Raw genomic sequence first — 12,693 nt, 5'->3', positions numbered from 1 at the left:
GTGCTTGAACTCCATCATCAACTTGCGAGACGTTTTGCCCTTTATGTACTGCATCAGCTTACTCGGGGCCAGATGGGGTGGTACAGACACGAACAGATGCACGTGATCCTTTGATATATGACCCTGCAAGATTTCTACATCATTAGTCTTGCAGACTTCTACCACCAACTCTCGAAGCCGAGTGCCCACTTCTCCTCGTAATACAGGCTTCCGATACTTGGTGATCCACACAAAATGGCACTTTAGGTCAAACCGTGTATGCGATGATGTTCGATAGTGTTCCATCCAGCGAGTTTAACTGAAGTTTTCGCCTGAAGGCGAGGGTTTTTCTCCCATAGTCGGACAATAATGATTGGTTTGTTGGTGGTAATGGCATTCATGGGCAGTTGCACACGAAATGCCGAATTACTGAAACGCTCCGGCATAACTAACTTTATTAATGAAATAAGTGGATTCAGTGTATGGTTAAATGGTGAAGCATTATAATGTTATATCATTGAAACGGAGGATTGATGTTAGCTGTAACACTAAACATGTGGTGTATTATTCTCATCTCCATCGCCCTGAACGTTTTTACGGTGTTACCGTCAGGTGCTGATACGAATCATATTGAGACACAACCTTCGGCCAAGGCTGAAAAGGAGAATCTGCCGGTCTGGTTCCCCGAGCTGTTGGGGATGCAGTTCAACGGTATTTATCAGAACATGCCGGCCTTCCACTCTCCCTACGGCGGTGAGCACAGCCTGCGAACCGACGCGGGACGAGGACGCGACTTCACGCATATATACGGAGTGTATCTGGGTTCGCAACTACTCCCCTCGTTGCAAGCGTATCTTGACATCGAAATGGCTCGTGGCGCGGGGATAAGCAACGGCATCGGTCTCGGTGGCTATCCCAACGGCGACGTCATCCGGACCGGCCCTGCTGACCTGGGGAACGGGCCTTACGTAGCTCGTCTGTTCCTCCGCTACATTCACCCCCTCTCCCCGGAGTCCGGAAAAGTGGAGCGGGGAATGGATCAGCTTGCCGGAAACGAGCCTGTCAGCCGGATAGAGATCAAGGCGGGCAAACTGTCGGTAGCCGATGATTTCGACCAGAACCGCTACGCCAACAATACACGGACCCAGTTCCTCAACTATGCATTCATCAACAATACGGCATGGGACTACCAGGGGGATACCCGTGCCTATAGCTACGGCTTCTCCGCAGCCCTGGTCAATCCGCGCTGGAAACTGGCGTTAGGTAGCTATCTGGAGCCGACCACCGCCAACGGCAATATTTTTGACTATCACATCTTCCGAGCCGGGGGCAGCAACCTGGAACTGACCATCAAACCGAACGACGCCGGAACGACGGTCCGCCTCCTTGCCTACTACAATCGAGCGCGCATGGGAAATTATGACGAGGCACTGGCCATCGGGCGCACCAACTCGGCCGTACCAGACGTCCTGGCCAATGAGAAGTCGGGGCGGAGCAAGTACGGTTTCGGCCTCAACGTCGAACAACCTTTGACAGACGACGGGGAAACGGGCCTTTTCGGCCGACTGGGATGGAACGATGGCCACAACGAGGATTTTACGTTTACCGAGGTCGATCAGCACCTGAGCGCAGGCATCCAGGTGAGCGGCGTGCATTGGGGACGTGGAGATGACCGGGTGGGGTTCGCCTATGCAGCCCACGGCCTCTCATCTGAACACCAGGACTACCTGGCAGCCGGGGGCCTTGGTTTTCTCGTCGGCGACGGCAGATTGAATTACGACTGGGAGCAGATCCTGGAACTGTACTACCGGGTCCAGATCGGCCGATATCTGCAGGCCAGCCCTGATTTCCAGTACATCAGGAACCCCGGCTACAACCGGGACAGGGGACCGGCAGAAGTTTACGGTCTGCGCCTGCGTATGAGCTTCTGATCTGAACAGATCCGCATCGAAGGCTTGCGACACAATATGTCCCTTCCGACGCGGGCCTTTTTCTGCTACCCTCCGCATTAATTCGGACCGACCAACGGAGGGACCATGAAAAAGGGGAAACCGGCAAAAAAGTACTCCCAGGCCGCCCGCCTCCACGACCTGATCCGCCTCATCGAGGCGCGCCACGGCCTCTCCATCGAGGAGATGGTGGAAGAGACCGGGGTGACCCGCCGCACCATCCACCGGGACCTGATCGCCATCGCCGATGCCGGCTACCCGCTGGTGGGAGACCGGGAGGGGGACCGGAAGGTCTACCGCTTCACCACCCGCTTCAGGAACATCCCCCCCATCACCTTCACCCTGCCGGAACTGATGACCCTCCACTTTCTCCGCTCCCAGATGGAGCCGCTTGTGGGCACCCCCTTTGCCGACGACCTGGAGGCCATGTTCCGCAAAATCAACTCCGCCCTGCCGCCGCGTTATGCGGCCCATCTGGAACGGATCGGCCGCATCTCACTCCCGCTCCTCCAGGGGAGACGCGACTACCGCCCGTTCCACGACATCCTCCGCACCCTGCAGGATGCCCTCATCCACCAGTACCGGGCCACCCTCCTGTACCGCGCTCCCGGAAAGAAAAGGGCAACCACCTACCGGATCGACCCGTACACGGTCATGCTCTACAAGGGGGGGCTCTACCTGATCGCCTACGCCCACAACCGCAAGGCCCTCCGAACCTTTGCCGTGGAGCGGATCAAGGGGGTTGAGATCTCACGGGAACGGTTCGAGATCCCGGCGGAGTTCTCCCCCGAAGAGCATTTGCAACGGGCATTCGGGATCGTGCGGGAAGAATCGATCCCCCTCACGGTCAGGTTTGCACCGGCCATCGCCCATGCCGTCCGGGACCGGGTCTGGCACCCGAGCCAGGAGCTGCACACCGGCCCGGACGGGAGCGTCACCCTTTCCCTGCTGGCCGGCGGAAGGATGGAGATGCTCTCCTGGATACTCTCCTACGGCGACCAGGCCGAGGTGCTGGCACCGACGGAACTGCGCGAGGAAGTGCGCGCTATCGCCGGCCGGCTGGCAAGCTGCTATCAGTCCGCAACGTGAGCCGTCGTTGACAAATTGCGGGCCGTGCACTATACAGTAGTTTTCTCCGGAGACCACTCATGAACGACGATGATCGCCCCCTGCGGCAGCTACTGCTGGCCCGGATACAACGGAACGGCCCCCTGACCTTTGCCCGGTTCATGGAGGCCTGCCTCTATGAACCGGGGCTCGGCTACTACACCTCCCCCGGCCGCAAGGTGGGCACCGAGGGTGATTTCTACACCAGCAGCAATGTCCACGCCCTGTTCGGCCGGCTTCTGGCCCGCGAGATCTGCCGGATGTGGCAGGAACTGGGGCGGCCCGACACCTTTCAGGCCGTGGAGATGGGGGCCGGGGGCGGCCGCCTGGCCTGCGACATCATGGACGGTATCCGGGACCTGGAGCCGGAGCTCTACCGGACCGTCACCTACCGCCTGATCGAAAGGGAACCCTCCCTGCGGGAGGCACAACGGGCGCTGCTCAAGGAACACGCGGCGTGCCTGGCCTGGAGCAGTCCCGAGGAGCTGACCACCGGCGCCGTCACCTTCACCGGCTGCCTGGTCTCCAACGAACTGGTGGATGCCCTGCCGGCCCATCTGGTGGAGATGACCGACGAAGGAGTGCGGGAGGTCTTTGTCACCGCCGACGGCGAGGAGTTCCGGGAGGTCCTGGCCCCCCCTTCGACACCAGCCCTGGCCAGTTACCTGGAGCGGATCGGTGCCACCCTCGGCACGGGTCAGCGGGCGGAGATCAGACTGGCAGCCCTCGACTGGCTTACCGCAGTTGCCAACGCCCTGGAAAGGGGCTTTGTCCTCACCATCGACTACGGCTACCTGGCGCAGGAACTGTACGGCCCGATGCGCAAGAACGGCACCCTCCTCTGCTATTACCGCCATACCGTGGAAGAAAATCCCTATATCCGGGTCGGCCTCCAGGACATGACCGCCCATGTGGACTTCACCACCCTCTCCCGTTTCGGCGAAGAGGTCGGGCTCAGCACGGTCTGGTTTGGCGAGCAGTACCGCTTCCTCATGGCCACCGGCATGATGCAGGAGCTGGCCAGTCTGGAAGCAGGAGCAACCAGCGAAGCCGAGGCGATCAAGGACCGGCTGGCCCTGAAGAAACTGATGCTCCCGGACGGCGGCATGGGCGACACCTTCAAGGTGCTGGTCCAGGCCAAGGGGGTGTCCAATCCGCGTCTGCTCTGCCTCGGCGACTGGGCCAGCGCCCTTTGACACCCGCCCCCGCGCCTGATAGACTGGGATCATCCGGGCACTTACCGCACCCGGCGAGGAGCAGACGGCATCATGGCGCAACAACTGACCACCATTGTTTTCGACCTGGACGGCACCCTCTATGTCGATCATGAGTTGGCCCTTGCCATCCACCAGTCGGCCTGCCGTTACATTGCCGGTCTGCGGTCGGTAACCATGGAGGAGGCGGACCGGCTGATCCGGTCGACCAAGGAGCGGCTTACCGAGGCCACGGGCTGGGGCACCCCGCTGAGCGGTGCCTGCCGGGAGCTCGGCGGCGACCTGCCCGCCCTGCACCGCCACTTTGCCGAAGAGATTGATCCGGCCGCCCTCATCGTCCCGGACAACCGGGTGAACGAGCTGCTCAGCGCCCTTGCCGGACGGTACGGGCTCTACATTTACACCAACAACAACCGGTTCCTGACCGACCGGATCGTACGGACGCTCGGACTGCCGGACGTGTTCCGTCACACCTTCACCATCGAGGACACCTGGCGCCCCAAACCCGACCGGGAGACCCTTCAACGCCACCTGGCCGCCATCGGCGCCGAAGCCGAAGAGTGCCTGTTTGTCGGCGACCGCTACGACATCGACCTGCGCCTCCCCGAAAGCCTGGGAAGCCGGGTTTTCCTCAGCAGAAGCGTCGATGAACTGCTGACCCTGCAGGACCATCTAAACAAGAGCGCAGGTTGCTCGAAAATAGTCAGGTCGTCGCATCCGCAGAAGGCCCCCGCGGAGGCGTAGCAGCGCTACGCCACACAAGGAGGCTTTCGAGGACGGCGGCGAGATGGCTGTTTTTCAGCGACCTGCTGAAAAAGGAGGCGGTATGAGCGAGAACCGCAAGGAAATACTGGACGCCATTATGCGCGCCATGGAGATGGAAAAGGAGACGTTCGACTTCTATACCAAGGCGGAGCACAAGACCTTCGACCCGGCCGGCAAACGGATCTTCCGCTGGCTGGCCAAGACCGAAGAGGGGCACTACCTTAAACTGAACGAGCTCTGCACCTCGCTCCACGAAAGCGGACGCTGGGTCTTCTACGGCGGCACCACCATAGAACTGGAGCCGGATGCTGCCGGCGCCCCCCATGTCACCTATACCACCGACGACCGGGAGGCGCTGCAGATCGCCCGGGATATCGAACAGAAGGGGATCGCCTACTACGAAGAACTCCTGACAAAGACCACCGATCCCGACGGCAGGCAGATGCTGGAGACCCTCAGGAACGAAGAGGTGGAGCATCTGCGGGTAATCGACGAGCAGTACGCTAGCCTCAAGGGGCGGAAGTAGGCGAAAGGCGGGGAGTATCATGGCCACACGACTGGAAAGGGATACCCTGGGTCCGGTGGAAGTGCCGGCCGATGCCTATTTCGGGGCGCAGACCGCCCGGGCGCTGGCCAACTTTCCCATCTCCGGCCTGAAGCCCCACCGGGCGCTGGTGTGGGCCACGCTCCTCATCAAGCAGTGTGCCGCCTGGGCCAACATGGCCACCGGTCGCCTTCCTGCCGACATCGGCCGGGCCATCATCCGGGCCGCTGACGAGGCTTTGGCCGGAAAGTTCGACGACCAGTTCGTGGTCGACCCGTTCCAGGCCGGCGCCGGCACCTCCCACAACATGAACGTTAACGAGGTGCTGGCCAACCGGGCAGCGGAACTGCTGGGAGGAAGCCGGGGCGACTACTCCCGGACCCACCCCAACGACCATGTCAACATGGCCCAGTCGACCAACGATGTCTTTCCGACAGCCATGCGCCTTGCCTGTCTGCGTCTCCTCGACCGGCTGGCCCCGGCCGTCTCCGGACTGCGCGACGCCCTGGATGCCAAGGGGATCGTCTTCGACCAGATCGTCAAGTCCGGCCGGACCCATTTGCAGGATGCGGTACCGATCCGTCTCGGCCAGGAGTTCGCCGCCTATGCCCTGGCCATCGGCAGGAACCTGACCGGTATCGAGCAGTGCCGCCCGGCCCTGTGCGAACTGGGCATCGGTGGCACTGCCGTCGGTACCGGCCTGAATGCGGAGGAGCAGTACATTGATCAGGTAGTGGCGGAGCTGTCCCATGCCGCCGACTATCCGCTGGTCAGGGCGGCCAATCTGGTGGAAACCACCCAGAACATGGACCCGTTCGTTGCTCTGAGCAGCAGCCTGAAGGGGCTGGCCGTCAACCTGATCAGGATCGCCAACGACCTGCGCCTCCTGGCCTCCGGCCCACGCACCGGCATGAACGAGATCACCCTGCCGCCGGTCCAGCCCGGCTCCTCCATCATGCCCGGCAAGGTGAACCCGGTCATGGCAGAAGTCATTGACATGGTCGCCTTCCAGGTGATCGGCGCCGATACGGTGGTCACCATGGCAGCCCAGGCCGGGCAGTTGGAACTGAACGTCATGATGCCGGTCATTGCCTATAACCTCCTATTTTCGCTGGAAATCCTGACCAACTGTGTCCAGAAGTTTACCACCGGCTGCGTCCGGGGGATCTCTGCCAACAGCGACCGGTGCCGCCAGTACATGGAGGAGTCGGTGGGACTGGCCACCATCCTGGCCCCGGCCATCGGCTATGCCGCTGCGGCAGAGGTTGCCAAGGAGGCGGTCGCCACCGGCCGGAGCATTCGCGAGGTCATCGTCGAGCGCGGCCTTCTGGATGCCAAGACACTCAACAGCCTGCTCGACCCCTTCACCCTGACCACACCGGGCCTGCCGGAGAAGGAGTCCCGCTAGCCGGCGGTCGTTACTGCCGGATATTCACACGCAAGCACCACCAAGGAGGAAGTTATGATCGAAGAAGTGAAAAAAGTGCTGGATCTGGTCCGCCCCGCGCTGCAGGCCGATGGCGGCGACGTGGAACTGGTTGACGTAAGCCCGGAGGGGGTTGTCAAGGTAAAGCTGGTGGGCGCCTGCGGCCACTGCCCCATGTCCACCATGACCCTGAAGATGGGGATCGAGCGGACCCTGAAGGAAAAGGTACCGGGGGTAACGGAAGTTATCGCTGCCTAAATGGATTCGTTGTAGCGTCCCTTCTTTTCCCGGCCGGCCGCTGAACCAAGCGGCCGGCGACCTTTTACCCCACCCCTCGCCGGCAGAATGGTCAAGGTATGTCCCGCATCAGACGCCCCCGCAGCCATAGATTTCTCCGCTCCCACCGGTTCTTTCGCCGCTTCCGGCGCAGCACCGAGGCACTGTTTTCTCCGGGCAATCTCGTCTCCCTGATTCCCCACGGCGGAGAGTTCTTTCCAACCCTGTTCTCTGCTCTGGACAAGGCCCGGGAGAGCATCTGCCTGGAGTTCTACATCGTCCGCGACGACTCTACCGGCCGGCGCCTGGCCGAGCGGTTGCTTGCCGCCGCCGGCCGCGGGGTGCAGGTACTACTGCTGTACGACTACATCGGCAGTTTTGAAACCCCTAACGCCTACTTTCGGAAGCTCGAAAAAGGCGGGGTTTGCTGCGCACCGTTCAATCCCCCCCCATTTCGCCGGGGGATTGCCTGGTTCGACAAACGGGACCACCGGAAAATGGCCATCATAGACGGTCGGCTGGCCTTTGTCGGCGGGATGAACATTGCCGATGAATACGACGGCTTCGGCGAGGACCATGGACGATGGCGTGATGTGGCGCTGTCGCTGGACGGTCCGGCGGCCCGTCAGCTGCAGCGGCTGTTTCTGGAAAGTTGGGTGGACGAAACCGGCACGAAACCGCTCACAACACCGGAGGTTGCCCAACCATGGGCCGGCAGGGACCAGGTGTTGATAGTCAGCGGCGGGCCGCACCACACCCGGTCGTATATCCGGAGTGCCTTCCGGATGGCCATCGCCGGCGCCACCAGCATCATCCGGATCGCCAACCCATACTTCATTCCCGGCCCCCGAGTGGTGCGCAGCCTGCTCCGCGCCGCCCGCCGGGGCATCCGTATCCAGCTCATGCTCCCTGCCCGCAACGACGTCCCCCTGGTCAAACTGGTCAGCCGCAGCAGTTATGCTCCACTCCTCAAGGCCGGTATCGAGATCTATGAGCGGGAAAAGACCATGCTCCACGCCAAGGTCATGCTGATCGACGACTACTGGTCGGTCATCGGCTCGGCAAACCTCGATCAGCGCAGCTTCCACCGTAATTACGAGGTGAATGTCATCGTCGACAGCCACGAGTTCGGTCGTCAGGCCGCGGCCATGTTTGCCACCGATCTCGCCCTCTCCCGGCGGATCCGCCTGGATGAGCACGAGCGGAGAGGGTGGTTCATCCGTCTGCTGGAGCGCCTCTGCTCCACGGTCAGCTGGTTTCTCTAGATAAATTCCCTTTGATTTATTTAAATTTTGGTCCCTGGTACCGATAATTAAAGGTAGATCGTTTTTCCATTCCTGCGAGGACGTCATGTCACAAAAGAAACAGCTGGGAGAACTGCTGGTAGAGGCGGGAATCATCACCGACAAGACCCTGGAGCGGGCTCTGGCGCGGCAAAAGGGTAGCGGCAGCCGGCTTGGAACCGTGCTTGAGGAGATGGGGGTGATCACCGGCGAGGAGTTGGCCAGCGCGCTGGCCACCCAGTTCGGCATGAAGCTGGTTCGCAGGATTCGCGGCAACCTCTTCCCGCGGGAGCTGTTCGACCTCATTCCCGCAGACCAAGCCCTCCAGAAGACCATCTTCCCCCTTATGGCGAAGGATGGCGTGCTGGCACTGGCCGTTGCCAACCCCTTTGACAGCGACACTTTCGATTACCTGGCAAAAAAACTCGGGATGAAGATTGTCACCGCCATTGCCCCGACGCAGGAGATCGTGGCCGCCATCAAAGAGTACTATCTCGAACGGATAGAACCCGAACAGCGCCAAAGTCGCCTGGTGCTGATAGTGGAAGACTCCCCGCCGGTTGCCACGGTGGTCCAGGTGGCGCTGGAAAAGGAGGGGTACAGCGTCATCCAGGGCCACGACGGCATCGAGGGGCTGAAACTGGCCCTCGAACAGCACCCCGACCTGATCATCTGCGATTCGGTGATGCCCCGGATGGACGGTTTCGGCATGCTGCGCGCACTGAAGGGAAACCAGGTAACCGCCTCGATCCCGGTCATTCTCCTCACCTCCAAGGCCTCGCCGGAAGAGGAACAAAAGGCCCTGGCAGCAGGGTTCCACGACTTCATCGCCAAGCCGGTCCAGCCGATTCGTATCGTTTCGCGGGTGAAACGGGCGTTCGAACTCCTCGCCAACCAGCGCTGATATTCGTCACTGACTCATACAAACGAAAATTGTCGGCGCAATCGTCGACAGAATCCGGGATCACTCGTAGCGTAGCGCGTCGATGGGATTCAGGTTTGCCGCCTTTTTCGCTGGGTAGAAACCGAAGAAGATACCAACGGCGGCGGAGAAAACCACGGCAATGGTGATGGATTTGACCGAGATGAGGGTCGGCCATTCGAGGATTTTCGAGACGATGCCGGCTCCGCCGGTGCCGAACAAAATACCGATGATGCCGCCGATCATGGTGAGCAGTACTGCCTCGGTCATGAACTGCAGCAGGATGTCGTTCCTGCGGGCACCGATGGCCATCCGGATGCCGATTTCGCGGGTCCGCTCCGTCACCGACACCAACATGATGTTCATGATGCCGATCCCCCCGACAACCAGCGAGATGGACGCGACGGCACCGAGCAGGAGCGACATCGCCTTGGACGACTGCTCGGCCACGGCAAGGATCTCGGAAAGGTTGCGGGTGGAGTAGTCCCGTTCCTTGCCACTGGTGATCCGGTGGCGCTGATCCAGCAGCGCCTGGACTTCTTCCTCGGCCTTCGCCAGCAACTCCTTGCTGCGGGCCTTCACCATGACCGCACCGACCGAATTGATGAACTGGGAGCGAACCAGATTGTGCTGCGCCGTCCTGAGCGGCACGAACACGGTATCGTCCTGGTCCTGCCCTTGGGGCGACTGTCCCTTGTGATCAAGCAGGCCAATCACGGTGAAGGGAACCTTTTTGATCCGGACGATTTTCCCCACCGGATCGTCCCCCCCAAACAGGTTCTCCGCCACCGTTTCGCCCAGCAGACAGACCTTGGCGGCACCGTCATTATCCTGCTGGCTGATGCTCCGTCCGCTGGCCACCCCCCATTCGCGAATATCGAACATCTCCGGCGTCGTCCCCATGATGATGGTTGACCAATTCATGTTGCCGTAGACAACAGGGCCTGACGTACGGATCGTCGGGGCGCCCGACTCGACCGACGGGCATTCGGCTTGAATCGCCTTGACATCGTCGCTGGTAAGGGTCTGGGCGCCGCCGGTGCCGGAACGCAACCCCCCACTGGTGGTGGAGCCGGGGATGATCAGGATGATGTTGGAGCCGATGCTGGCGATCTGCTGGGAAATTACGTAGCTGGCGCCGGAACCTACCGCCATCATGGCGATGACCGCGGCAATGCCGATGATGATCCCCATCATGGTGAGAAACGAGCGCATTTTGTTGGTGCGCAGGGCGCGAAGCGCAATTTTCAGGGTTTGGAGAAAGTTCATCAGTTCGTCGTGTCCCCGATGATTTTTCCGTCACGGAACGTTATCTGCCGCCCCGCATGGGCTGCCACGTCGTGTTCGTGGGTGACCATGATGATGGTGATCCCCTGCTGGTTGAGACGGGTGAACAGCTGCATGATCTCATCGCTGGTGGCGCTGTCCAGGTTGCCGGTCGGTTCGTCGGCGAGGATGACCGATGGGCTGTTGACCAGTGCCCGGGCAATGGCCACCCGCTGCTGCTGGCCGCCGGAGAGCTGGGATGGGTGATTGTTCTCCTTGCCGGCGAGCCCCACCTGCTCCAGGGCAGCCAGCGCCCTGATGTGACGCTCTTTGGCGGGAATGCCGGCATAGATCAGGGGGAGTTCCACGTTCTCCAGTGCCGGGGTGCGGGCCAGCAGGTTGAACCCCTGGAAGACGAAGCCCAGCTTCCTGTTGCGGATGGCCGCCAGTTGATCCGGCGACATCCCTCCCACTTCGAGGCTGTCCAGGTGATATGCCCCTGAGGTTGGACGGTCGAGGCAGCCGAGAATGTTCATACAGGTGGATTTGCCGCTTCCGGATGCCCCCATGATGGCGACAAATTCGCCCGTTTCGACGGCGAACGAAATCCCCTTGAGGGCCTCGAACTGCTGGTCGCCCATGGTAAAGACCCGACGGATATCGGAAAGGGCAATGACGCTGGCCATCTTAGAACGGCCGTCCCATGGGACCGCCCATGCCCGACTTCTTCTTGCCGGAATCGCCACTCTGTTGTTCGATGATCACCTCGTCACCTTCCTTCAGCGGGCCCTCCACCAGTTCGAGACCGCTGTTGTTGCCGATACCGGTCTTCACCGGTACGGCGACCGGTTTTCCCTCTTTCAGCACGTAGACCTGCTGCCCCTTGTCCCGTCGGCCTTGCGGCTTGCCGTTGCCAGTCGCACCCTGTCGTGACTCCTTCGCCTCCCCCTCTTTCAGTTTCTGCTTGAAGCGCAGCGCTGCCGGCGGCAGCTTGAGCACATCGTCCTTTCTGGCAACCTCGATGTTCACATTGGCGGTCATCCCCGGTTTGAGCTTGAGCTCGGCGTTGTCCACGTTCACCACCACAACGTAGGTGACCACGTTCTGGGTGATGATCGGGGCGCTGCGCACCTGCACCACCTTGCCGGCAAAGATCTGCTCCGGGTAGGCATCAACGTTGAAGCTCGCCTTCTGCCCGAGCCGGACCCGGCTGATGTCCGCCTCGTCCACGCTCACCTCGATCTGCATCTTGGTCAGGTCCTGGGCAATGGTGAACAGGGTCGGGGTCTGGAACGAAGCGGCCACTGTCTGCCCCACATCCACGGTGCGGGAAACCACGATCCCATCCACCGGCGACCTGATGGTGGCATAGCGGAGATTGGTCTGGGCCTGCCGATAGGAGCCCCCGGTCTGGACTACGCTCCCCTCGGCGGCCCTGACCGTGGCAGCAGCCTGTTCGTACCTGTTTTCAGCGGTATCGTAATCACCCTGGGAAATTATCCCTTCCTTCAAGAGTTGGCGGTTCCGCTCCAGGCTCCGTTTCGCATCGGTCAAGTCGGCCTTTGCCTTCTGCAGTGAGGCCTGGGCATTGAGAAAGTTCCCCCGGGTCTGCTCAACCTGGGCCGCGAAGAGGGATGAATCGATCTGGGCTATGACCTGCCCCTTTTTCACCGGCGAATTGAAGTCGGCGAAAAGCCGCTGAATGGTACCGGAAACCTGGGTGCCTACCTGGACCGTCACCACCGCCGCCAGGTTGCCGGTGGCGGCGACGGACGAAACAATGCTTCCCCTCTCCACCTTGGCGGTCTTGTAGCTCGACTCGGGCTGCTTCTTCCCGAAGGCAAAAAAGGCAATGCCGCCAGCCGCCAGGATAACGACAGCCAACACGATAAATTTCCGCATATAACCCCTCAGAGAAACGTCTTTCAACAATTAACGCACCGCTGACGGTTGCGTTGACAG

General features: G+C 61.0%; 13 protein-coding genes. 9 read left to right on the top strand and 4 right to left on the bottom strand.

The genetic code is table 11. The features are described 5' to 3' along the window. Window positions 1-285: IS200/IS605 family transposase (gene tnpA, locus JN12_RS21150; protein ID WP_145025747.1), on the bottom strand; the 285-nt coding region annotated here is incomplete at its 3' end. A gap of 227 nt (window positions 286-512) precedes the next feature. Here tnpA and JN12_RS19030 point away from each other — a divergent pair. The 9 genes from JN12_RS19030 to JN12_RS18990 all read left to right on the top strand — a co-directional run bounded on the left by JN12_RS19030 (window position 513) and on the right by JN12_RS18990 (window position 9,447). Next, a complete protein-coding gene (locus JN12_RS19030; protein ID WP_145025745.1) occupies window positions 513-1,910 on the top strand; it encodes a carbohydrate porin in 1,398 nt (465 codons plus the stop codon). 105 nt (window positions 1,911-2,015) lie between these two features. Further along, window positions 2,016-3,017 (top strand): helix-turn-helix transcriptional regulator, encoded by a 1,002-nt coding sequence (locus JN12_RS19025; RefSeq protein WP_145025743.1) that lies wholly within the window; start codon window positions 2,016-2,018, stop codon window positions 3,015-3,017. 59 nt (window positions 3,018-3,076) lie between these two features. Further along, window positions 3,077-4,231: a class I SAM-dependent methyltransferase gene (locus JN12_RS19020; protein WP_145025741.1), complete on the top strand. Its 1,155-nt coding sequence runs from the start codon at window positions 3,077-3,079 to the stop codon at window positions 4,229-4,231. A gap of 72 nt (window positions 4,232-4,303) precedes the next feature. Further along, a complete protein-coding gene (locus tag JN12_RS19015) occupies window positions 4,304-4,993 on the top strand; it encodes an HAD family hydrolase (protein ID WP_145025739.1) in 690 nt (229 codons plus the stop codon). 82 nt (window positions 4,994-5,075) lie between these two features. Beyond that, the gene (locus JN12_RS19010) at window positions 5,076-5,540 is read left to right on the top strand and encodes a ferritin family protein (protein ID WP_145025737.1); all 465 of its coding nucleotides are present in this window, start codon (window positions 5,076-5,078) and stop codon (window positions 5,538-5,540) included. A gap of 19 nt (window positions 5,541-5,559) precedes the next feature. Beyond that, entirely contained in the window at window positions 5,560-6,966 is a 1,407-nt protein-coding gene (locus JN12_RS19005; protein WP_145025735.1) for an aspartate ammonia-lyase, read from the top strand. Window positions 6,967-7,020: 54 nt separating this feature from the next. Next, window positions 7,021-7,242 carry a NifU family protein gene (locus tag JN12_RS19000; RefSeq protein WP_145025733.1) on the top strand — a complete coding sequence of 74 codons (222 nt, stop codon included), beginning with the start codon at window positions 7,021-7,023 and terminating at the stop codon, window positions 7,240-7,242. A 98-nt stretch (window positions 7,243-7,340) separates the two neighbouring features. Beyond that, entirely contained in the window at window positions 7,341-8,525 is a 1,185-nt protein-coding gene (cls, locus tag JN12_RS18995; RefSeq protein ID WP_145025731.1) for a cardiolipin synthase, read from the top strand. A gap of 85 nt (window positions 8,526-8,610) precedes the next feature. Further along, on the top strand, window positions 8,611-9,447 hold the full coding sequence (locus JN12_RS18990; protein ID WP_145025729.1) for a response regulator: 837 nt from the start codon (window positions 8,611-8,613) through the stop codon (window positions 9,445-9,447). 60 nt (window positions 9,448-9,507) lie between these two features. Here the strand turns inward: JN12_RS18990 and JN12_RS18985 are convergent, their stop codons facing one another. From JN12_RS18985 to JN12_RS18975, 3 genes are read right to left on the bottom strand one after another with little or no spacing between them, the layout of a single operon-like run. After that, a complete protein-coding gene (locus tag JN12_RS18985) occupies window positions 9,508-10,734 on the bottom strand; it encodes an ABC transporter permease (RefSeq protein WP_145025727.1) in 1,227 nt (408 codons plus the stop codon). Further along, a complete protein-coding gene (locus JN12_RS18980) occupies window positions 10,734-11,417 on the bottom strand; it encodes an ABC transporter ATP-binding protein (RefSeq protein ID WP_145025725.1) in 684 nt (227 codons plus the stop codon). The genes JN12_RS18985 and JN12_RS18980 overlap by 1 nt, the downstream gene beginning before the upstream one ends. 1 nt (window position 11,418) lies before the next feature. Beyond that, window positions 11,419-12,633, bottom strand: a complete 1,215-nt coding sequence (locus JN12_RS18975) for an efflux RND transporter periplasmic adaptor subunit (protein WP_145025723.1) — start codon at window positions 12,631-12,633, stop codon at window positions 11,419-11,421. Between the last annotated feature and the right edge of the window lie 60 nt (window positions 12,634-12,693).

The sequence above is a fragment of the Geobacter argillaceus genome (assembly GCF_007830735.1).
Lineage (GTDB): Bacteria > Desulfobacterota > Desulfuromonadia > Geobacterales > DSM-12255 > Geomobilibacter > Geomobilibacter argillaceus.
The sequence above is the reverse complement of the archived record's forward strand: the minus strand, read 5'-3'. Positions and strand labels throughout refer to the sequence as shown.